The organism is Rhizobium sophoriradicis, assembly GCF_003939025.1.
Lineage (GTDB): Bacteria > Pseudomonadota > Alphaproteobacteria > Rhizobiales > Rhizobiaceae > Rhizobium > Rhizobium sophoriradicis.
In genome coordinates, this window is record NZ_RQIH01000002.1 from 296,124 (window position 1) to 318,063 (window position 21,940).

At 62.1% G+C, this 21,940-nt stretch carries 19 protein-coding genes and 1 pseudogene; 17 read left to right on the plus strand and 3 right to left on the minus strand.

The annotated features are described in order from the left end of the window. Positions 1–108: 108 nt before the first annotated feature. Positions 109–1,164 (minus strand): LacI family DNA-binding transcriptional regulator, encoded by a 1,056-nt coding sequence (locus EFR00_RS03850; RefSeq protein WP_077993722.1) that lies wholly within the window; start codon positions 1,162–1,164, stop codon positions 109–111. 187 nt (positions 1,165–1,351) lie between these two features. On the opposite strand from EFR00_RS03850, the gene EFR00_RS03855 reads away from it, so the two are divergent. The 5 genes from EFR00_RS03855 to EFR00_RS03875 all read left to right on the plus strand — a co-directional run bounded on the left by EFR00_RS03855 (position 1,352) and on the right by EFR00_RS03875 (position 8,498). Continuing rightward, the gene (locus tag EFR00_RS03855; RefSeq protein WP_077993720.1) at positions 1,352–3,874 is read left to right on the plus strand and encodes a hypothetical protein; all 2,523 of its coding nucleotides are present in this window, start codon (positions 1,352–1,354) and stop codon (positions 3,872–3,874) included. Between the two features lie 168 nt (positions 3,875–4,042). Next, positions 4,043–5,302, plus strand: a complete 1,260-nt coding sequence (locus EFR00_RS03860; RefSeq protein ID WP_077993716.1) for an ABC transporter substrate-binding protein — start codon at positions 4,043–4,045, stop codon at positions 5,300–5,302. An 11-nt stretch (positions 5,303–5,313) separates the two neighbouring features. Beyond that, positions 5,314–6,351, plus strand: a complete 1,038-nt coding sequence (locus tag EFR00_RS03865; protein WP_077993714.1) for a carbohydrate ABC transporter permease — start codon at positions 5,314–5,316, stop codon at positions 6,349–6,351. Continuing rightward, positions 6,348–7,400 carry a carbohydrate ABC transporter permease gene (locus EFR00_RS03870; RefSeq protein ID WP_009994086.1) on the plus strand — a complete coding sequence of 351 codons (1,053 nt, stop codon included), beginning with the start codon at positions 6,348–6,350 and terminating at the stop codon, positions 7,398–7,400. Before EFR00_RS03865 ends, EFR00_RS03870 begins: the two co-directional genes overlap by 4 nt. Positions 7,401–7,418: 18 nt before the next feature. Then, positions 7,419–8,498 carry an ABC transporter ATP-binding protein gene (locus EFR00_RS03875; RefSeq protein WP_077993712.1) on the plus strand — a complete coding sequence of 360 codons (1,080 nt, stop codon included), beginning with the start codon at positions 7,419–7,421 and terminating at the stop codon, positions 8,496–8,498. Between the two features lie 61 nt (positions 8,499–8,559). On the opposite strand, the pseudogene EFR00_RS03880 reads toward EFR00_RS03875, so the two are convergent. Further along, positions 8,560–8,741 (minus strand): annotated as a pseudogene (locus EFR00_RS03880) (hypothetical protein). Positions 8,742–9,110: 369 nt separating this feature from the next. Between EFR00_RS03880 and EFR00_RS03885 the strand changes: the two are divergent. The 6 genes from EFR00_RS03885 (at position 9,111) to EFR00_RS03910 (ending at position 14,185) form a co-directional block, all read left to right on the plus strand. Continuing rightward, positions 9,111–9,320: a hypothetical protein gene (locus tag EFR00_RS03885; RefSeq protein ID WP_009993527.1), complete on the plus strand. Its 210-nt coding sequence runs from the start codon at positions 9,111–9,113 to the stop codon at positions 9,318–9,320. An 8-nt stretch (positions 9,321–9,328) separates the two neighbouring features. Continuing rightward, positions 9,329–9,703 (plus strand): GFA family protein, encoded by a 375-nt coding sequence (locus EFR00_RS03890; RefSeq protein ID WP_009993529.1) that lies wholly within the window; start codon positions 9,329–9,331, stop codon positions 9,701–9,703. Between the two features lie 247 nt (positions 9,704–9,950). Then, positions 9,951–11,243 (plus strand): efflux RND transporter periplasmic adaptor subunit, encoded by a 1,293-nt coding sequence (locus tag EFR00_RS03895; RefSeq protein ID WP_077993710.1) that lies wholly within the window; start codon positions 9,951–9,953, stop codon positions 11,241–11,243. Positions 11,244–11,255: 12 nt separating this feature from the next. Further along, complete coding sequence (locus EFR00_RS03900; RefSeq protein WP_009996316.1) at positions 11,256–11,972, plus strand: ABC transporter ATP-binding protein; 717 nt, start codon at positions 11,256–11,258, stop codon at positions 11,970–11,972. Further along, complete coding sequence (locus tag EFR00_RS03905) at positions 11,962–13,164, plus strand: ABC transporter permease (RefSeq protein WP_009996317.1); 1,203 nt, start codon at positions 11,962–11,964, stop codon at positions 13,162–13,164. Before EFR00_RS03900 ends, EFR00_RS03905 begins: the two co-directional genes overlap by 11 nt. 406 nt (positions 13,165–13,570) lie before the next feature. After that, positions 13,571–14,185, plus strand: coding sequence for a GntR family transcriptional regulator (locus tag EFR00_RS03910; RefSeq protein ID WP_010060956.1), 615 nt, complete (start codon positions 13,571–13,573; stop codon positions 14,183–14,185). Positions 14,186–14,235: 50 nt separating this feature from the next. Here the strand turns inward: EFR00_RS03910 and EFR00_RS03915 are convergent, their stop codons facing one another. Then, positions 14,236–15,048, minus strand: a complete 813-nt coding sequence (locus EFR00_RS03915) for a ferredoxin--NADP reductase (RefSeq protein ID WP_010060954.1) — start codon at positions 15,046–15,048, stop codon at positions 14,236–14,238. Positions 15,049–15,384: 336 nt separating this feature from the next. On the opposite strand from EFR00_RS03915, the gene pcsA reads away from it, so the two are divergent. Genes pcsA through EFR00_RS03945 form a run of 6 tightly spaced genes read left to right on the plus strand, consistent with a single transcriptional unit; the run spans position 15,385 to position 21,830 of the window. After that, positions 15,385–16,113, plus strand: coding sequence for a phosphatidylcholine synthase (gene pcsA / locus EFR00_RS03920; protein ID WP_010060952.1), 729 nt, complete (start codon positions 15,385–15,387; stop codon positions 16,111–16,113). A 10-nt stretch (positions 16,114–16,123) separates the two neighbouring features. Then, positions 16,124–17,104, plus strand: coding sequence for a quinone oxidoreductase family protein (locus EFR00_RS03925; protein ID WP_077993708.1), 981 nt, complete (start codon positions 16,124–16,126; stop codon positions 17,102–17,104). A 39-nt stretch (positions 17,105–17,143) separates the two neighbouring features. Then, a complete protein-coding gene (locus EFR00_RS03930) occupies positions 17,144–18,712 on the plus strand; it encodes an ABC transporter ATP-binding protein (RefSeq protein ID WP_077993706.1) in 1,569 nt (522 codons plus the stop codon). Further along, entirely contained in the window at positions 18,702–19,787 is a 1,086-nt protein-coding gene (locus EFR00_RS03935; RefSeq protein WP_077993704.1) for an ABC transporter permease, read from the plus strand. Before EFR00_RS03930 ends, EFR00_RS03935 begins: the two co-directional genes overlap by 11 nt. Next, positions 19,784–20,704: an ABC transporter permease gene (locus EFR00_RS03940; protein WP_038688869.1), complete on the plus strand. Its 921-nt coding sequence runs from the start codon at positions 19,784–19,786 to the stop codon at positions 20,702–20,704. The genes EFR00_RS03935 and EFR00_RS03940 overlap by 4 nt, the downstream gene beginning before the upstream one ends. 49 nt (positions 20,705–20,753) lie before the next feature. Further along, on the plus strand, positions 20,754–21,830 hold the full coding sequence (locus tag EFR00_RS03945; RefSeq protein WP_038688871.1) for a BMP family ABC transporter substrate-binding protein: 1,077 nt from the start codon (positions 20,754–20,756) through the stop codon (positions 21,828–21,830). The last annotated feature ends 110 nt before the right edge of the window (positions 21,831–21,940 follow it).

The window sequence follows — 21,940 nt, forward strand, 5'->3', positions numbered from 1 at the left end:
TGTGAGAGGTGGACAACGGACGGCGGCATGTCTCTTCGCACGTTTACGGGGAGAAGGTGCCGGCAGGCGGATGAGGGGCGGGTGCCCGCAATCTCTCGGCCGAGATCATCAGCGATCTGCCGGCGCCGCAGCAGGCCGACTGACAGCCGCCACACTGCCCCTTTCGACGAGATGGCAGGCAAGCTCGACCCGCCGGCGCGGCGCGGCAAGGCCGAGCATCATGTCGCGCAGGAGATCGAGCGCAGTGGCGCCGAGTTCGCGCATCGGAATATGCACCGTCGAAAGCGGCGGGTTGAGAAAGGCCGATTGCGGCAGGTCGTCGATGCCCATGACGGAAATGTCCTGTGGTACCGCATATCCCATCGCCTGCAATCCACGCATGGCGCCATTGGCAAGGCTGTCGCCCGCCGTCAGAACGGCGGTGAAGGTGAGGCCCTTGTCGCGCACGAGGCGGGTGATGGCTTCGGCGCCGAGTTCCGGCAGCCAGTCGTCGACCTCGAGCACCAGCTCGGCACCGGCCTTCAGCCCGTGATGCAGCAGGGCATCACGCCAGCCCTCCAGGCGCCGCTCGATCGTCCGCCGGCCCGGGCGCAGCATGAAAAGGATCTGTCGATGCCCGGCCTCGATCAGCCGCTCGGCGGCAATGAAGGCGGCCGAGCGGTTGCAGGGCGTGACACTCGAAAGCCGCATATAGGGGTCGTCGGTATTGACCAGCACGACCGGTTTTCCCAAGCGGGCAGCCGCCGCCAGCATATCCTCCTCGTCGACGGTCAGGATCAGCATGCCGCCAAAGCTCGGATCGTCGCGCATCTCGGCAATGATGCGGGCTTCGTCTGCCTTGTCGGCGACTGGGCGCATCGCCATCTCGATGCCGAGGGCGGCCGCGCGCGCATTTAGGCCCTCGAGGACGTAGAGGGTGAACTGGTTGCGGACATAATCGATCATCGCCGCGCCGGAGGCGACGAGCATGACCTTCTTGCCGGCGACACTGGCCGGCAGGGCGTAGCTAACGGCACTGGCCGTTTCCAGGACCAGCTTGCGGATCTCGGGTCTGACGCCCTTTTCGCCGGCAAGCGCTCGCGACACCGTGCTGATCGACACCCCGCATCGGGCGGCGATGTCGTCGAGGCGCGTGCGCCTGCCTTTCTTCTGGTCCGGGGCCATGTCGTTTTCCTCGCTCCCACTCCTTTATGCAAAAATCTTTCAGATTGCGCAAATGGAATGCCTATGCACAATTGCCATTGAGGAGTCCGCAACAACCGGCAAAGCAGGGAGGCTTTGAAGATGCGGCTTGACCGCCATCCATGCGTCGGCGTTTTCTCGGAAATCCCAAGGCCGGAGCAGATTTCAGATGGCCGCTGAGCAGCAAGCCCGTCTCCGCCGCGAGACTGCAAAGAATAGTCCGATCGTCTATTGGCAGCTCGGCCATCTCTCGCAGGCGCGATACGATGTCGCCGACCGTCCGATGGAAGGCAGGATGGATCCGTTTTTCTTCGTCACCAAGACGAAGAACTTCATTCCGCATGAATATCCCTGCCGCACCGAATTCAAGAATGCTTTTTCCGGCCGGCGGCCGCAGCCGGCAGCCGGCTTCGAGGCCGTCCGCTGGTGGCTGCCCTTTGCCTCGCCGCGTGTCGATCTCTCCGGATTCTGGTTTCGTCCGACACGCATCGGCTGCTGGGCGCGCACCTTCCTCAATGCCCGCACGGCCGGGCCTGCTAACCTCCGCCTGTCGACCTGCGGCGGCGCCATCCTCTTCGTCAATGGCAGCGAGCAGGGCTTCATAGCGCCTTACGAGCGCAACCTCGAAGCCCAGCAGACCTTCGAGGTTGAGCTGACGGCCGGCCTCAACGAGATCCGCATCTATTTCGACGATCTCGCCGAGCGCGACGCCCGCTTCTATTTCCAGCTGGACTATCTCGACGGGCCCGAAGTCGAAACATCGCTTCCCGTTCCGATCGCCGCCGATGCGGCGGACGGGCTGGAGGCGATCCTCGAAGGCATGCGCTTCGACCGCACCGCCTATCTCGGCGAGGACGTGACGATCCTGTTTCCCGCGCCGCTGCCGGTATCGCTGAACTGCCATGTCGAGATCGAGGGCGACTTCATGTCGGTCGAACGCTTCGACTATGATTTCGCGCTGGAAGCGGGGGCAACCAGGCTGGAACTCGGCACTTCGGCTGATATGCCCGCCGATTTCCGCCATTTCCGCATCACCTTCAAGACAGGCGAACTTTGGCTTGGCCGCACGCTGGGCGTCGAGATCTGTCATCCCCACCGTCAGGGGCCGGCGCCCACCGCGCTTGATGAGCGTGTCGTCGAGGCGCTTGAAGAAGTCGCCGCCCATTCCGAGCCGGACACGGTCTGCGCTTTCGCACGCCTGGCGCTGGGGCAGGGCGGCGAGCAGACCGAGACGATGATTTCGGCCATGCTGCCGGTCATCGAGGATTGTCACGACTGCGCCGATTTCGTGCTGGTGCCGCTGCTCTTTGCCTATACGCACTGGAGCGAGCTGCTGTCACCGGCGCTACGCGACAGGATCGAGCGGGCGGTCCTCAATTACCGCTATTGGATGGACGAGCCGGGCAACGACGTTCAGTGGTATTTTTCGGAAAACCATGCGCTGCTCTTCCATACCGCCGCTTATCTCGGCGGCAGGCTGTTTCCTGATGCCATCTTCGTCCGTTCCGGCCGCACCGGCGCTGAGCAGATGAAGGTCGGCGAAGAGCGGATCCGCGCCTGGCTCGATCATTTCGAACGCTGGGAAATGGCCGAGTGGAATTCCGTTCCCTATTTCCCGATCGACTTGAAGGGCCTGACGGCGCTCGCCGCTTGCGCGCCGGATGAGACGATCCGCGCCCGGGCCAGCGCCAGCATCGTCCGCTTGATGGAAATCGTCGCCCGCTCGGCCCATCACGGCATGCTGACCGGCAGCCAGGGCCGCTCCTACGAACATACGCTGCGCCCAGGCCGCTCGGTCGAGCTGTCGGCCATCGCCCGGCTGCTCTGGGGTCGCGGCTGGTACGGCCGGCGCGTCCATGCGCTGCCGCAGCTTGCCGTCTGCATCCGCGATCATGGCCTGCAGTTCCCCGAGGCGCTCGCCGAAATGGCCGCGCACCAGTCCGACGACGCGCAGGAATGGACCTTCTCCCAGGGCGAAAATCGGTTCGCCGCCCTCTATCACTACAAGACGCGCGACACCGCGCTCGGCACCATCGCCCATTACCGCCCCGGCGCCTGGGGCTATCAGGAAACGGTGCTGCACCTGCGCTTAGGTCAACGGCCGGAAGCGCAGATCTGGATCAACCATCCCGGCGAAACCATCCAGTTCGGTTACGGCCGGCCGAGCTTCTGGGGCGGCTGCGGAACGCTGCCGCGCGTGCATCAATATCGCGATCTAGCGATCCTCGATTTCGAGATCCACGAGGGCCAGCCGGATTTCACCCATGCCTGGTTCCCGCTGGAGGCTTTCGACGAGGCGGCGGTCGATGCCAATCTGGCGCTCGCCCGCTCCGGCGGCGGCGTCGCCATGCTGATCGGCAACGGACCGCTGGAGCCGGTGAAGCAGGGCCCGACCACCGATGTCGAGCTGCGGCTTGCCGGCCGCCGGAGCCGCTGGATCGTCCGTCTCTCCGATCTCGGTCGCGAAGGCGGCCTTGACGGCATGCAGGCGCGTTTCGCCAGCCTTAGGGCCCGCCGCACTAATGAGGGCGCATTGATCGTCATCGATCCGGATTACGGCGAGGTTGTCTTCGAGGAGGACGGCACTGTGCGCGCCGAAGGCCGCATTCTTCGTCCCTCGGACTGGTCGGTGCGGGGAGACGCGGTACATCTAAAGATACCGGGCAGGCAGCTTCGCCGCGCCGCCTCGTAAACGACATGCCCGGCAGGTGGAGGACCGGCCGGACCTGCTGCATAATTCCTTAGATCGGAATCGATTTAAGGATAAAATTATGCAGCAATTCAAAGTGTTACAGCGTCCTTTGCGCGTCTGAAAAGACGCGCGGCGCTGTAGGAATTCATCGGTCAAGAGGAGGAGAAAATGACCAGAATGAAATCGATCGGCGCGGCCTTTGCCGCGGTTCTGTTGAGTTCCGTGGCTGCCCATGCCGGCGACGTGCGCATCATGTGGTATTCCGATGGCGGCGAAGGCGCTGTCATCAAGGACTTGCTGTCGCGCTTCTCCAAGGCCAATCCCGACGTCAACGTCATCCTCGACGAAGTCTCCTACGATGTCGTCAAGGAACAGCTGCCGGTGCAGCTCGAAGCCGGCAAGGGGCCCGACATCGCCCGCGTCACCAATCTGAAGGCGCAGGCGCAGCACTGGCTCGATCTTCGCCCGCTGCTGGCCGATGCGAAATATTGGGACGACAATTTCGGCGCCCAGGCCGACTGGATGCGTCCCGACGGCTCGAACGCCATTACCGGCTTCATGACCCAGCTGACGCTGACCGGCGGCTTCGTCAACAAGACGCTGTTCGAGCAGGCCGGTGTCGAAATCCCCGGCCCGAAGGCCACCTGGGATGATTGGGCAGCGGCCGCCAAGAAGGTCGCCGACAGCCAGAAGGTCTTCGCCATGGCGATCGACCGCTCCGGGCACCGCGTCTCCGGCCCTAATATCTCCTACGGCGCCAACTACATCGGCTCCGACGGCAAGCCGGCGCCAATCGATCAGGGCGCCAAGGAGTTCCTCAGCCGCTTCGTCAAGTGGAACGAGGAGGGCATCGTCAACAAGGATGTCTGGGTGAGTGCGGCCGGCACCACCTATCGCGCCGCGGCCGAGGACTTCATCAATGGCGGCCTTGCCTATTATTACTCCGGCAGCTGGCAGATTTCGGCCTTCGCCCAGAAGATCGGCGACAGTTTCGACTGGGTGATGGCGGGAAGCCCGTGCGGCACGGCCGCCTGCACCGGCATGCTCGGCGGCGCCGGTCTGGTCGCCGTCAAATACACCCAGAACCCGAAGGACGTCGCCAAGGTGATGGATTACCTGGCAAGTGCCGACGTGCAGAAGGAATTTGCCGAGCGCAGCCTGTTCATTCCGGCGCATAAGGGTGTGGCCGCCGGCCAGATGGACTTCAAGACCGACAATCAGCATGTGCAGGCGGCGCTGAAGGCCTTCGTCGAATCGTCCGGCCAGACGGCCGCACCCGCAGTCAAACTGCCGGGCTGGAAGTGGTCGGACGCCTATTACAGCGCCATCGTCGCCCGCATCAGCCAGGTGATCGCCGGCGAAATGAAGCTTGACGACGCCTATGCCCGCATCGACGAGGACATCAAGGCCAAGGTCGCCGGCAACTGACGGAACAGCGCATGGCGGGAAAGACGGTTTCTTCCGAACCACCGGCAAAGGCCGGTCTGCGGCAGGCGCTCTCAGCGCCTGTCCGGCTTGTCATGGGGCTGGTCGACATCCCCATGCGCGCCTGGCAGAAGCTGACGGGGCTGAACGGCATGGCGGGCGTCTTCCTGGCGCCCAACATGCTGATCTTCACTGTCTTCGTGCTCCTGCCGCTGGTCATCAACTTCATCTATTCGACGACCAGCGGCAGCGCCATTTTCCTGCCGAACAGAACCTATGTCGGCGCCGACCAGTACCGCATTCTCTTCGATTGCGGCTCTTATCTCGATCCTTCGACCTGCGCGGCCGACACCTTCTGGGCGGCCGTGCGCAACACCGCCGTCTTCGTCGTCTTCCAGGTCACGGCGATGCTGATCGCGGCACTGGCGACGGCCTTGATCCTCAATCGCGAGCTTTCCAATCGCGGCTTCTGGCGCGCCGTCTTTTTCTTCCCGGTGCTGCTATCGCCTGTTGTCGTAGGGCTGATCTGGAAATGGATCCTGCAGCGCGAGGGGCTGTTGAACTATGCGTTGAGCCCCTTCGGCTTCGAGCCCTTCTCCTGGCTCAGCGATCGTTTCTGGGCCTTCTTCTTCGCCGTCTTCGTCTCGGTCTGGGCGCATATGGGCTTTTACGCGCTCATCCTGCTCGCCGGCCTGCAGGCGATCCCGAAAGATCTCTATGAGGCGGCAGCGATGGACAAGGCGAGCCCCACCCGCATCTTCCGGCGCATCACCCTGCCGCTATTGATGCCGAACCTCATCGTCGTCCTGGTTCTGGCGCTGATCCGCGCCGTGCAGATCTTCGACGAGGTCTTCGTGCTCACAGGCGGCGGGCCGGGCACGAGCACCATGTACATCACCCAGTATATTTATGAGACCGGCTTTGCGAGTTCCTTGCGCAATCCGGGGCTTGCGTCGGCCGCCTCGATCCTGATGGGCATCGTGCTCGTCATCCTGACGCTGATCCAACTCAGCGCCAGCAATCGCAACGAGAAGAAGGGGAAACGCCAATGAGCGCCGTCGGCACCTTTCTCCTCCGCCGCCGCGGCGGCCGGGGCTGGCACTGGACTGACGTCGTCACCTGGATCTGGCTGATCTCGGGCGTCTTCCTGATGTTCGGCCCAGCCGTCTGGCTGGTCTTCTCCTCCTTCAAGACGCCGGCGGCCCTTGCCGAATTCCCGCCCTCCGTCCTGCCCTATGTCACCGAACAGGCTGTGGTGCCGGGCCACGACAAGCCATTGCCGCTCTATAACGTCACCATGCCGGATGGCAGCAGCCGCGTGCTCGCCGAAGTCCGCCGCATCGGTATCATGGGCCAGATGGTCGATCCGAAACAGCCGGGTGAAATCGTCAAAGTCAACATCAAGGACCGCACGCCGGTGCGTAAGGTCGAATTCGCCGCCGGCAACTACACCGAACCATTCCAGCGCTTCGATTTCCTCCTGTTCCTGCGCAACTCGGTCTTCGTAACTGTGACGGCGACGGCAATCACGCTGCTTGTCAATTCCATGGCCGCCTTCGCCCTGTCGAAATACCAGTTCCCCGGCCGCACCGCCGTCATGCTGATGATCCTGGCGACGCTGATGGTGCCGCTCTCGGTCATCGTCGTGCCGCTCTATTCCGTCATCGGCACATTGAACCTATTCGACAGTCTCTGGGGCGTCATCCTGCCGACGGTGGCCACCCCGACCGGGGTTTTCCTGCTGCGGCAATATATGCTGACCATCCCCGACGAGCTGATCGACGCGGCACGCATGGACAAGGCCAGCGAATGGCAGATCTACTGGCGCATCATCCTGCCGCTGTCAGCACCCGCCCTTGCGGTGCTGGCGATCTTCTCGGTCGTCTGGCGCTGGAACGATTTCCTCTGGCCGCTGATCGTGCTGTCGCGCAAGGAACTCTATACGCTGCAGGTCGGCCTCAACGTCTATGCCGGCGAACTCAATGTGCAATGGCATTATATCCTCGCCATGACCGTCGTCTCGATGATCCCGGTGGTGCTGATCTTCGTCTTCCTGCAGCGCTTCATCACCACGGGCATTGCCGGCTCCGGACTGAAATAAGATGACACAGGAGAGTGCATGAGCGGCCTTGAGCTCAGAAACATCGTCAAGAATTTCGGCGCCGTCGAGGTCATCCGCGATGTCTCGCTTGCCGTCAATGACGGCGAGTTCGTCGCCTTCGTCGGCCCCTCCGGCTGCGGGAAATCAACGCTGCTGCGCCTGATCGCCGGCCTCGACAAGCCGACGGGCGGCAGCATTGCCATCGACGGCAAGGATGTGACCGAGATCGGCGCCGCCGACCGCGGCCTTGCCATGGTCTTCCAGTCCTATGCGCTCTATCCGCATATGAGTGTGCGGGAAAATCTGGCTTTCGGCCTGGAGAATACCAAGGTGGCGAAGCCCGAGATCGAAGCCCGCATCACCGACGCCGCCCGCATGCTGGAGATCGAGCCTTTCCTGCAGCGCCGTCCGGGTCAGCTTTCCGGCGGCCAGCGCCAGCGCGTGGCGATCGGCCGCGCCATCGTCCGCCGCCCGGACGCCTTCCTGCTCGACGAGCCACTTTCCAATCTCGACGCAGAACTCAGGGTCAGCATGCGCGCCGAGCTCGCCGCGCTTCACGCCCGGCTGAAGGCGACGATGATCTATGTCACCCATGACCAGGTCGAGGCGATGACGCTTGCCAACCGCATCGTCGTGCTGAGAAGCGGCCGGTTCGAACAGGTCGGAACACCGCTTGAACTCTATAACAGCCCGGCCAACCGCTTCGTCGCCGGCTTCATCGGCACCCCGCACATGAATTTCCTGGAAGGCTCGATCATCGGCCACGAGAACGGTTATGCCGAGGTCGAAACCGTTGGTGGCCATCGTCTTTCAGTCACTGCCCGGGAGACGCGCCCGGCGGGTGAAAGGGTCAGCATCGGCATCCGGCCGCAACACATCACCCTGGCCGATGGAGCCGCCGCAGGCCGGCTGGACACCCGCGTCACCCTTGTCGAGGAACTGGGCTCGGAGACCGTCGTCCACGCCGACGCATCAGGCAAGAAACTGATCGCGGTCTTTGCCGGCCAGCAGAAGATGAAATCGGGCGACAGCCTGCCGCTGCATCTCGATCCCGCCGTGCTGCATCTCTTCGCCGAGGATGGCCGGCGTTTGTCCTGACACAAGCCAAGGAAAAAGGCCCGCGCCGAAGCGCGAGCCCAATTTTCATTTCAGGACAGCTTTAGTGGCTGTTCTTGTGGCTTTGTTGACCAGCCTTCACATGCTGCTCATGGCTGCCGAGCGGGTTCCGCTGGACTGCGCGTCGCGGCCGCCTGAAGAGGCGCTGCGGGTATTGGAGTCGTTCTTGTGACTCTGCTGCCCGGCTTTGACGTGCTGTTCGTGGGTTCCACCTTGGTTGGCCATTTGGTTTCTCCTTGGTTTTATCAACTGAGGCCACGTCGACCTCGTGTGAACAACCTCGCTTCGGCGCGCGCGTTCCGCATTTTAACATTTCGTGATCTCATGCCGAAACGGGGAGATGAGGAAGCGGACCGGGCGGGTAGGGAGCTCGCCTGCCGTTTCGTTGGCCCTCGGGAGAAAGCGGAAAAATCCCGAGGTTCTCAAGCACCGCCGCGTCCGCTTGGCGCGGCCCGCAACCTCGCTTCGCAAACCAGCTATCGGTGAAAAGGTTCCGGAAAATCAGCCGCATCCGCCCCCTTTCACGGCCATGCGACTCTTTCCAAATGGGTGCGGCGCTCTAACTTAAAGGGCAGTTAATGAAAGGAGAAAACCATGACCGACGCACCGAAAACGGCGACCCCGGCGCGAAGAGTCCTGCGTGGCCGCCCCTACAGCTTCAGCGAATTCGCCAGGAAATACCGGCTGGACGACAAGGAGGCCAAGCGCCTCTATGAGAAGTTCGGCCCCTCTGCCACCGAACTCGATCTGCTGATGGCGGCAAAGCGGCGCCCGCCAGGGCTGCCCACCAGTCTCGATTCCTGACAACCGCGATGCGGAGGCGAACGGGAGGCTGCCTTTGCGGGGCGGTTGTCTACAGCGTCGAGGGTGAGCCCCTCCGCGTCGGTCTCTGCCATTGCGCCGATTGCCGCAAAACGAGCGGTTCAGCCTTTGTCTTCTTCGCCGTCTGGCCGCGCCCGGCTTTTTCCCACACCGGCCAGATCGCCACTTTCGCCGGCCGCAGCTTCTGCCCCGCCTGCGGCGGTAGGCTCTTCTGCCTGCAGGAGAAGTCGGTGGAAGTCCGGCTCGGTTCCCTCGACAATCCCCCGACCGACCTTGAACCGAATTATGAACTCTGGATCAAGCGGCGCGAAGCGTGGCTGCATCCGCTGCCGGGTGCGGATCAATATGCCGAGGATGCCGATTGACCGGCGCCGAGGCGTGTCGTTTGTCACGCGTCAGCTCTTTGGTTTCCCGATGTCATCATTGGGAAAAACGCTGCGCAGTTTCGCACGATAGGCTCCGCCGCGTCGAAACTTGAGTTTTCTTACCAATATTTCATTTCACCCGTCGGCAATTCCGTGCCAGTTCGGCGGCGACGCTAATTCCCGGTTCATCTGCGGTGTGATTAGTTCACTGCAGGGCCGAGGCGGCCACTGACTGATCGAGGATGACATGAACAAAATCGTGAGCGGCAACGAAACCGGAGCAAAGGCGGGCCCGACGCCCGACCTCGCAGCGGTTCTTGCCGCATCGGGCAAGCGGGACAAGCGCAGCCGCTGGCGCGGACGGCTGTTCATCCTGCTGATCCTCGTCGCTGCCGCCGCGGCCGCCGCTTATTTCTATGCCGCCCGCGGGCAAAGTGAAGTGAGCTACACCACGCAGCCGGTCAAACGCGGCGACCTGACGGTACTCGTCACCGCCACCGGATCGGTGCAGCCGACCGAGCAGGTGGATATATCGAGCGAACTTTCCGGCACCGTCCGCGACGTCAACGTCGATTACAACAGCACGATCAAGGCGGGCGATGTGTTGGCGCAGCTCGATACCAACAAGCTCGAGGCGGATGTGAAGAGTTCGCGCGCCAAGGTCAATTCGGCCAAGGCGAACGTCGCCAAGGCCAATGCCGATCTCCAGTCGGCAAGCACTTCGCTCGAGCGGCTGAAGAGCCTGGTCCGGAGTAATGTCTCCACCCAGCAGAGCCTCGACGATGCCACCTACAAATATGATTCCGCCGTCGCCGCCAAACAGATCAACGAAGCCGAAGTGCTCGCCTCGGAGGCCGACCTGCAGCTTGCCGAGGTCAATCTCGCCAAGGCTAAGATCATCTCGCCGATCGATGGCGTCATCCTCACCCGCTCGGTCAATCCCGGCGCCACCGTCGCAGCCTCGCTTTCGGCGCCGATCCTCTTCACCATCGCCGGCGATTTGAAGAAGATGGAGTTGCAGGTCGATGTCGACGAGGCCGATGTCGGCAAGATCGCCGTCGGCCAGAAGGCGAAATTTACCGTCGACGCCTATCCCGACCGGTCCTTCCCCGCCGAGATCGAGCAGATCCGCTTCGCCTCCGAAGTGGTCAACAACGTCGTGACCTATAAGGCGGTTCTCTCCGTCGACAATGCCGACCTGCTGCTGCGCCCCGGCATGACGGCGACCGCCGATATCACTGTCGAGGCTGTCAAGGATACGCTGATGGTGCCGAATGCCGCGCTGCGTTACGCTCCACCGCAGGCCGAGCGCCGCGGCCGCGGCATTTTGGGGATATTCGGCCCGCCACGCCGGCGCGGCGGCAATGCACCTCAGGCGTTGACGGGAGCGGAGCGCCGCGTCTGGGTGCTGCGCGACGGCCGCCCCACGCCCGTCGTCATCCAGGTCGGCTCGTCCGACGGCCAGTTCACCCAGGTCATCTCCGGCGAAATCAAGGAAAACGACGCGCTGGTGACCGACGCCGCGGTGCGGGCGAACTAGGCGGAGAGATGGATGACAAGCCCGCCGCTCATCGAATTCAGGCAGGTCTCGAAAATCTACGGCGAGGGCGAGGCGGCGATCCGCGCCCTCGACCATGTCGACCTGGCGATCGAGGCCCATGAATTTGTCGCGATCATGGGGCCGTCAGGCTCCGGCAAGTCGACGGCGATGAACATCCTCGGCTGCCTCGACGTGCCGACATCCGGCGAATACGTCTTCCAGGGTATTGCGACCAGCGGCTTCGACCGCGCCCAGTTGACGCTCCTGCGCCGCCACATGCTCGGCTTCGTCTTCCAGGGCTTCAACCTCCTGTCGCGCACCTCGGCGGTCGAGAATGTCGAGCTGCCGCTGATCTATCGTGGCATGGCGGTGCGCGAGCGGCGCGAACGCGCAAGGGAAGCTCTGGCCCTGGTCGGCCTCTCCGGCCGCGAACATCACAAGACGCAAGAACTGTCAGGCGGCCAGCAGCAGCGCGTCGCCATTGCCCGCGCCATCGTCACCGAGCCGGCGCTGCTGCTCGCCGATGAACCGACGGGCAATCTCGACACCAAGACCAGCGTCGAGATCATGGACCTGATGACGCGGCTGAACCGCGAGCAGGGCATCACCATCGTCATGGTCACGCACGAGCCCGATATCGCCGCCTATGCCGAGCGGCTGCTCAGGTTTGTCGACGGTAAGTTGGAGACCGAGGTCGAGCACCGGAGGAGGGCGGATCATGTTCTTTGAGACGCTGAAACTCGCGCTGCGCGCCATCAGCCGCAACATGCTGCGCTCCTTCCTGACCGTGCTCGGCGTCGTCATCGGCGTGGCCGCCGTCATCGCGCTGGTGACGATCGGCAACGGCACGACGGCGCAGGTCTCGACCGAATTGTCGCGGCTCGGTACCAACATGCTGTTCGTCCGTCCCGGCCAGTTCGGCCCCGGCCGGGCAAGCTCCGAGGCCAAACGCTTCAGCGTCAAGGACGTCGCCGCCATCCGCGACCAGATCGGTGGCCTGAGGGCCGTCGCGCCGCTCAATCAGTCGACGGCGACCGTTATTTTCGGCGGCCAGAACCATTCGACCAGTGTTTATGGCACCACGAACGACTATTTCGTCGCGCAGGACTGGAACCTGGCGCTCGGCCGCAATTTCACGCCTGCCGAGGAACGCGGCCAGTCCCGCTGCATCATCGGCGAGACGGTTCGCTCACAGCTCTTCGGCGCCGCCGACCCGATCGGCCAGCAGATCCGTGTCGGCAAGGTCTCATGCCCCGTCATCGGCGTGCTCGCCAGGCGCGGCCAGTCCGGCATGGGCACCGATCAGGACGACGTCGTCATCATGCCGGTCAAGGTGTTTCAGCGGCGCATCAGCGGCAACAGCAACGTGCCGCAGATCGTCATCTCGGCGCGCGACGGTGTATCGACTGCCAAGGTGCAGGCCGATGTCGAAAACCTGCTGCGCGAGCGCCGCAAGATCATGCCCGGCCGGCAGGACGATTTCAACGTCAACGACATGACCCAGATCGCCGAGGCGATGACCGGCACGACGACGCTGCTCACCGGCCTGCTCGGCGCGGTGGCTGCCATCAGCCTGCTTGTCGGCGGCATAGGCATCATGAACATTATGCTGGTCTCCGTCACCGAGCGAACCCGCGAAATCGGCATCCGGCTAGCGATCGGCGCCCTCGAAAGCCAGGTGCTCACCCAGTTCCTGGTCGAAGCGGTGGCGCTCTCGCTCTTCGGCGGCATCACCGGGATCGTGCTGGGGCTTAGCCTCGGCCTGGTGTCGGTCACCCTCCTGAAGGTCCCCTTCGTCTTCAGCCCGATGATGGTCGCCGTCGCCTTCCTCTTCTCCGCCGCAATCGGCATGATCTTCGGTTATTTTCCGGCAAGACGGGCAGCCCAGCTCAACCCGATAGAGGCGCTGCGGCATGAGTGACGCAAGATAAAGGCGTTGTGGCAAAGCGCGCGATCTCGTTCTTTATGCCGAGTGAGTTTGGGAGGAGCTCCAACCTGTCCTCCGTCTTCCTCGGCCTTGAGCCGAGGATCCATGCCGCGACTGCTGGCGGTTGCGGCGTGGATGCTCGGCTCAGGGGCCGAGCATGACGGAGAGTGGGGCTAAAGTCGCCGGAGATAGCTCACTCCAACAGACTTAGTCTCAGATCCGACCCTACCGCTCCCAATCTTCCCGCGGCGGCCTCGGCGTGGACAACCAAGTTATCAATGCATTCGCCGAAACTCACGCCGCTGTTATCTATTTGTCTCTGTTCTGGTATTTCAATGTTGTCTTCGGTTTTTGACCGTGCCACTATGTGATATATCAGTTTGGCCAGCGGACTTTCAGCATGCAGACGTCACAAAGCCATCGTGCCTATCTCGCGCTGGAGCACCTGATTGTCACCCTGGCGCTGAAGCCAGGCGCGCTCGTCACTGAGAAGCAGCTGATCGATCTGGCGGGCCATGGGCGCACGCCGGTGCGCGAGGCGATCCAGAAGCTTGCCTGGCAGGGGCTGATCCTGGTGAAGCCGCGCGTCGGGCTGCAGGTGGCCGAGATTGCGCCTGAGGATCATGGCAATGTCATGCAGGTTCGCCGCGAGCTGGAGCCGATTGCGGCCGCATCAGTCGCCGAACATGCGACTGATGAGCAGCGCGACCGCCTTGGCGACTGCGCCCGGGCGATGGAGGAATGCGCGGTGACCGGCGATCTCGCCGGGTTCTTCGCCGCCGACAAGGCCTTCGATGAAATCCTCGAGGATGCCTGCCCGAACGGCTTCATCGTGGCAGCACTCGGGCCGGTGCAGACGCATTCGCGTCGCCTTTGGTACTCGACGGCAAGCCCGGAGCGAATGGATCGCGCCATCGCGCTGCATGTTGCCGTCATTCACGCTATCCAAGAGGGCAGGGCGGAGGAGGCGCGCGCTACGATGACAGTGCTGATCGACTATCTGGCCGACAAATAGAAACGGCCCCGTTTCCGGAGCCGCCGCCTGATTTGATTATCGGGAAAAGTTCAGCCGACGAAAGCGCGTTCGATGACGAATTCCGCGGGCTTGCTGTTGGCGCCTTCATTGAGGCCTGCCTTTTCGAGCAGCTCCTTGGTGTCCTTCAGCATGGCCGAGGAACCGCAGATCATGCCGCGGTCGATTGCCGGGTCGAGCGGCGGCACGCCGAGATCGGTAAACAGCTTGCCTGACGAAATCAGGTCGGTGATGCGGCCGCGATATTCGAAGTCTTCGCGCGTGACGGTCGCATAATGGCGCAGCTTGTCACCGACAACTTCCTTCAGCAGCTCGTCGTTCTGGATTTCATGCACCAGGTCGAAGCCGTATTTCAGCTCGGCGACGTCGCGGGTCGTATGGGTGAGGATGACTTCCTCGAACTTCTCGTAAGTCTCGGGATCGCGGATCAGGCTGGCGAAGGGCGCAACGCCCGTTCCCGTCGAGAACATGTAGAGGCGGCGGCCGGGGGTCAGGGCATCGAGCACCAGCGTGCCGGTCGGCTTCTTGCGCATCAGCACCTGATCGCCAGGCTTGATCGCCTGCAGATGCGAGGTGAGCGGGCCGTCCGGCACCTTGATAGAGAAGAATTCGAGCTCTTCGGCCCAGGCGGGGCTGGCGATCGAATAGGCGCGGAACACCGGCTTGCCTTCGACCATCAAGCCGATCATCGCGAATTCGCCGGAACGGAAACGGAAGCCCTGCGGCCGGGTCATCGTGAAGCGGAAGAGCCGGTCGGTGTAATGCGTCACGGCAAGCACCGTCTCGGCATAGACGCCGGCGGGGATGGACGAGGCGAAGTCTTCGGTCTTTGCAGGCGCGTTCATTGCGGTAGAGGATCCCGTTTCGTCGGATGAACCATCAGATGCGAGGCAGATATTACATATCCGGCCGGAATTAAAGGCATTCCATTCCACGCAGCGCTCATGAAGGGAAATATGCATGTCATTGTCAGGATTCAATGGCCGCCGGGGAATGTCTCATTTCCCGCTGGCGAAGCCCGGCAAAGGATGCATATTAGGGCGGCGTGCCTGATGTGGACGCCGGTTTTCGGCAAAAGCGGTGCGACAACAACGATCTACGAGAACCGATTCAGCGACGGGATCGGTGCTGGTGGCAAAAAGACGCTTGCAGGGGCGAGCGCGATAGGGCGGTCGGGGAATATGAAGATTTTCAACTATAAGCGTGTTCCTTACGCGGAGATGCGCGCCTTTTCCGTCCATATATTAACGGCTTCCGGTTCCTTCCTGGCCTTTCTCGGTGTCGTCGCCGCCGCCGAGCACCGCTTCATCGACATGTTCTGGTGGCTGGGCCTTGCCCTCCTCGTCGACGGCATCGATGGCCCGATTGCCCGTAAGGTGCGCGTCAAGGAAGTGCTGCCGAACTGGTCGGGGGATACGCTCGACAATATCATCGATTACGTCACCTATGTGCTGCTGCCGGCCTTTGCGCTTTATCAGAGCGGCATGATTGGCGAGCCCTGGTCCTTCGTCGCCGCCGGCATGATTGTTGTTTCCAGCGCCATCTATTATGCCGATATGGGCATGAAGACGGAGGAATACTTCTTCTCCGGCTTTCCCGTTGTCTGGAACATGATCGTCTTCACCCTGTTCGTCATCGACGCCAGCGCGACGACGGCACTTGCCGTCGTCATCGTTTCTGTGGTGCTGACCTTCCTGCCGATCAATTTCCTGCACCCGGTTCGCGTCCAAAGGCTGCGCCCGCTCAATCTCGGCGTCTTTTTCCTCTGGTCGGCGCTCGGCATCTATTCGCTGCTGAAAAATTTCCAGACGCCCGAATGGGCGCTCATTCTCTTCATTGTGACCGGGATCTATCTTTACGTCATCGGCGCGGTGCTGCAATTCTTCCCGGCCCTCGGACGGAAAGCTTAAGGACGGCAATATGACGAAGACCCAGGCAGTTTCATTCTCCAAGACCGGCGGACCTGAGGTGTTCGAGTACGTCGACATCGACCTTGCGCCACCTGCTGCAGGTGAGGTGCAGATTCGTCAGGCCGCAGTCGGCCTCAACTTTATTGATGTCTATTTCCGCAATGGCTCCTACAAGGTGCCGCATCTTCCCTTTGTCACCGGCAAGGAGGGCGCCGGCACCGTGACGGCAGTCGGCCCTGGTGTGGAGGATTTCAAGGTCGGCGACCGTGTCGCCTATGCCAGCGCCGACGGCGCCTACAGTGTCGAGCGCAATATCGAGGCGCGTCATCTGGTTCATGTGCCCGGCGGCATAGAGCTCGAAACCGCGGCGGCAATGATGCTGAAGGGTATGACCGCGGAATATCTGCTGAACCGCACCTTCAAAGTTGGCCCTGAGACGGTACTGCTGTTTCATGCCGCCGCCGGCGGCGTCGGCCTGATCGCCGGCCAATGGGCGAAGGCGCTCGGCGCCACCGTCATCGGCACGGCGGGATCTGAAGACAAGGTCGCGCTTGCGCTCGCCCATGGCTACGACCATGTGATCAATTACAAGAGCGAAGACTTCGTCGGCCGGGTCCGCGACATAACAAGCGGCAAGGGCGTCGATGTCGTCTATGATTCGATCGGCCGCGATACTTTTCCACAGTCGCTCGACTGCCTGAAACCGCGTGGTCTTTTCGCCTCCTTCGGCCAGTCCTCCGGCCCGGTCGAGAATTTCACGCTTTCCCAGCTGGCGCAGAAGGGCTCACTCTTTGCGACACGGCCGACGCTCTTCACCTACATCGCCGCGCGTCAGGAACTGATCGACAGTGCGAAAGCGCTATTTAATGTTGTGCAAAGCAACAAAGTGCGTATCAATGTCAATCAAACCTATCCGCTGCGTGAGGTTGGGCGGGCTCACGCGGATCTGGAATCAAGAAAAACAACAGGAACGACGCTGCTGATTCCATGAGATCCGAACGGACCGGTTGGCAGAAGAAATGAGGGGAACGTGTCGCCATTGAATGTGCCGGATTCCGGTGCGTTACTATCCGTCCAGAAGTTGACGAAATTTTTCGGTGGCTTTGCCGCCTGCAATGAAATCGATCTCGATATCGCGCCGGGCGAAATTCACGCGCTTCTCGGTGAAAATGGCGCAGGCAAATCCACGCTGGTAAAGATGCTGTTCGGCGTTCTGGAGCCGACCCATGGTCATATCCGCTGGGAGGGCGCGCCGGTCACCGTTGCTTCGCCCGGTGAGGCCCGCAGGCTCGGCATCGGCATGGTGTTCCAGCATTTTTCGCTGTTCGAAGCGCTGACCGTTGCCGAGAACATTGCGCTGTCGCTCGATGACGCCATTCCAATCGACAGGATCGCCGAAGAGGCGAGGGCTCTCTCCGTCGCCTACGGCCTGCCGCTTGACCCCCATGCCCATGTCGCCGATCTCTCGGTCGGCGAACGCCAGCGCATCGAGATCGTCCGTGCGCTGCTGCAGAACCCCAAGCTGATCATTCTCGACGAGCCGACCTCGGTGCTGACGCCGCAGGAAGCCGACAGGCTGTTCGAAACGCTGTTCAAGCTGCGCGCCGAAGGGCGCTCGGTTCTTTATATCAGCCACCGCCTGGAAGAGGTGCAGCGCATCTGCGATCGCGCCACCGTGCTGCGCCATGGGCGCGTGACCGGCGCCTGTGATCCGAAGCAGGAGACGCCAGCCTCGCTTGCCCGCATGATGGTTGGCAGCGAGGTGGCGACTGTCACCCACCCCGAGCGTTCGGACAAGGGCGAGGTGCAGCTTGCCGTATCGAGCCTATCAGTTGCCGCGCGCACGCCTTTCGCCATGGCTTTGCGCGACATCTCGCTCTCGGTGCGATCAGGCGAGATCCTTGCCATCGCCGGTGTTGCCGGCAACGGGCAGAGCGAGCTCTTCGATGCGCTATCCGGCGAATATCCGGTCGCCTCGGCCGAAGCGATCGTGATCCGCAAAAAGCCTGTGGGCAGCGAGGGCATCACGGCCCGCCGCTTGCTCGGAGCCGGCTTCGTTCCGGAGGAGCGTCACGGCCACGCCGCCGTTTCTACCATGAAGCTCTCCGACAATCTGGTGCTTGCCCGCAGCCAATCGGATCGCAAAGCCTTTCTCGGCGTGCTTGGCATTATCCGCCACGGCGCGGTGAAATCTGCCGCACGGCGCATTTCCGAAGCGATGGATGTTCGCAAGAGCGGCGATGACCCGGCCGCCGGATCGCTATCCGGCGGCAATCTGCAGAAGTTCATTGTCGGCCGTGAACTCGACCGCCAACCGGCCGTCCTCGTCGTCAACCAGCCGACCTGGGGCGTGGATGCCGGAGCGGCGAGCCGCATCCGCCAAGCTTTGGTCGATCTCGCAAAAACCGGCTCCGCCGTCGTCGTCATCAGCCAGGATCTCGACGAAATCTTCGAGGTGGCGACCGATATCGCCGTCATTTCCGAAGGCCGCCTTTCCAGGCCTTTCCCGGCGGGCGAGCTGACGCGCGAAAAGATCGGTCTGCTGATGGGTGGCCTGCATGAGAGCAGTTCTGCCGCGGAGGCAGCCCATGCGCATTGAACTGGAAAAACGCCCCGACGTTTCGAAGCTCTTCGGCTTCGTCTCGCCGCTCCTCGCTCTCGTCCTGACGCTGACTTTCGGCGCTATCATGTTCGCCTTGCTCGGCAAGGACCCCGCCGCGGCACTGAGCGCCTTCTTCGTCGAACCGCTGCTCGAGGTCTGGTCGCTGCATGAGCTGGCGATCAAGGCCGCCCCGCTGATCCTGATCGCGGTCGGCCTCGCCGTCTGTTATCGCTCGAACAACTGGAACATCGGCGCCGAGGGACAGTTCACCATCGGCGCCATCACCGGCTCCTATCTGCCGATCGTCTTCTACGACTGGCATTCGCCGCTAGTCCTGCCGCTGATGCTGATCCTGGGAGCGCTCGGCGGCGCGCTTTTCGCCGCCATTCCGGCGCTGTTGAAGGCGCATTTCAACACCAACGAAATCCTGACATCGCTGATGCTGGTCTATATCGCCCAGCTCTTCCTCGATTGGCTGGTTCGCGGCGCCTGGCGCGATCCGAAAGGCTTCAACTTTCCTGTTTCACGCGATTTCGCGCCGGAGGCCGTGCTGCCGGCAATCTGGGAAGAGTCGGGCCGAGCCCATTGGGCCTTCATCTTCGCCGTCATTGCGGCGATCGGCGTCTGGTTCATGCTGCGTTATACGCTGAAAGGCTTCGAGATCGTCGTGCTCGGCCAGTCGGAGCGGGCAGGGCGCTTTGCCGGCTTCTCCTCGAAGAAGATGATCTGGTTCAGCTTCCTCTCCTCTGGCGCTCTTGCGGGCCTCGCCGGAATATCGGAGGTGTCCGGTTCGATCGGCCATCTCCAGCCGGCAATCTCTCCGGGCTACGGCTTCACCGCCATTATCGTCGCCTTCCTCGGCCGTCTCAACCCGCTCGGGATCATCGCATCGGGACTGGTGCTGGCGCTGACCTATCTCGGCGGCGAGGCCGCGCAGCTTTCGATCGGCATTTCCGATAAGGTCACCCGCGTTTTCCAGGGGCTGCTGCTCTTTTTCGTACTCTCCTGCGATATGCTCATCTATTATAAAATCCGCTTTGTCTGGTCGCGGGTCAGGGGCGAGGCGGCATGAGCATCTTCGAAGCCATTCTGCTGACTGTCATCACCGCCTCGACACCGCTCGTTATCGCAGCCCTTGGCGAACTGGTGACGGAACGCTCCGGCGTTCTCAACCTCGGTGTCGAAGGCATGATGATCATCGGCGCCGTCGGTGCCTTTGCCGCAGCTCAGCTTACCGGATCGGCCTATATCGGCATTGTCGGCGGCATCGCCAGCGGAGCGGTTTTTTCGCTGCTCTTCGCCTTTCTGACGCTGACGCTCGTCACCAATCAGGTGGCGACGGGCCTTGCCCTGACGATCCTCGGCCTTGGCGCTTCCGGTATGCTCGGCGAACCCTTCGTCGGCGCGCCCGGCATCCGGCTTCTGCCGATCGAAATCCCGGTGCTCTCGGCTATTCCATATATCGGAACCGTCCTCTTCAAGCAGGATCTGATCTTCTACCTGTCGATCCTACTCGTTATCGGCGTCAACTGGTTCCTCTTCAGGAGCCGCACCGGCCTGAAGATACGCGCCATCGGCGATAATCACGCCTCCGCCCATGCGCTCGGCATCAACGTCATCCGCACGCGTTATCTCGCCGTAATGTTCGGCGGTGCGTGCGCCGGCCTTGCAGGGGCGCAGCTGTCGCTGATCTATACGCCGCAATGGACCGAGAATATGTCGTCCGGGCGGGGCTGGATCGCGCTGGCGCTTGTCGTCTTCTCCTCATGGCGGCCTTGGCGGCTGCTGGCTGGCGGTTATCTCTTCGGGGCTGTGACGATCCTGCAACTGCACGCGCAGGCCTTCGGCATCGGCATTCCGTCGCAGTTCCTGTCGATGCTGCCCTATGCGGCGACAGTTGTGGTCCTCATCATGATCTCGCATAATCGGCGCACGACGATGATCAATACGCCGGCCTCGCTTGGCAAAGCCTTCGTGCCTGACCGGTGAGCAACAACAAAAAAGACGGGTTTCAAACTTCCAACCAACAGGGATCAAAATGAAAAAACTTGCACTTGCTCTCGCAGCGACAGCTGCCCTTGTCCTGAGCATCGGTTCTGCCGCCGAGGCTGCCGACAAGACCAAGGTCTGCTTCGTCTATGTCGGCACCCGCACCGATGGCGGCTGGACGCAGGCCCATGAAAACGGCCGACTCCAGGTCGAGAAGGAATTCGCCGACAAGGTCGAAACGTCCTTCCTCGAAAGTGTGCCGGAGGGTCCGGATGCCGAACGCGCCATCGAGCGCATGGCCCGTTCCGGCTGCGCTCTGATCTTTACCACTTCCTTCGGCTACATGGACGCGACCGTTGCCGTCGCCAAGAAGTTTCCGAAGGTGAAATTCGAGCATGCGACGGGCTTCAAGGCCGCAGACAATGTCGCGACCTACAACTCGCGCTTCTATGAAGGCCGCTACATCAGCGGCATTATCGCCGGCAAGCTGTCGAAGAACGGCACGGCAGGCTATATCGCCTCCTTTCCGATTCCCGAAGTGGTGATGGGCATCAACGCCTTCGAAACTGGCGCCAAGTCGGTCAACCCGAACTTCAAGATGAAGGTCATCTGGGTCAATACCTGGTTCGACCCGGGCAAGGAGGCTGATGCCGCCAAGGCGCTGCTCGACCAAGGCGTCGATATTCTCACCCAGCACACGGACACCACCGCACCGATGCAGGTTGCCGAGCAACGCGGCGTCAAGGCCTTCGGCCAGGCGTCCGACATGATCAAGGCTGGCCCGAACGTACAGCTTACCGCGATCATCGACACCTGGGGCAACTATTACGTCAAGCGCGTCCAGGCGCTCCTCGACGGCACCTGGAAGTCGGAACAGAGCTGGGATGGCCTCAAGGACGGCATTCTGACGATGGCGCCCTATACGAACATGCCCGATGATGTGAAGAAACTCGCCGAAGAGACCGAAGCCAAGATCAAGTCAGGCGAGTTGCATCCCTTCACCGGCCCGATCAACAAGCAGGACGGTACGCCCTGGCTGAAGGCGGGTGAGAAGGCCGATGACGGCACGCTGCTCGGCATGAACTTCTACGTCGAAGGCGTCGACGACAAGCTGCCGGCGCAATAACCGGTTACCGATTTTGCATGTGCGAAGGGCGTCCCTGTGGACGCCCTTTTTTTTGCTGCAGCGCATCCTAAAAAACCGATTTACAAAAGTAATACTATATGATTTTTTGA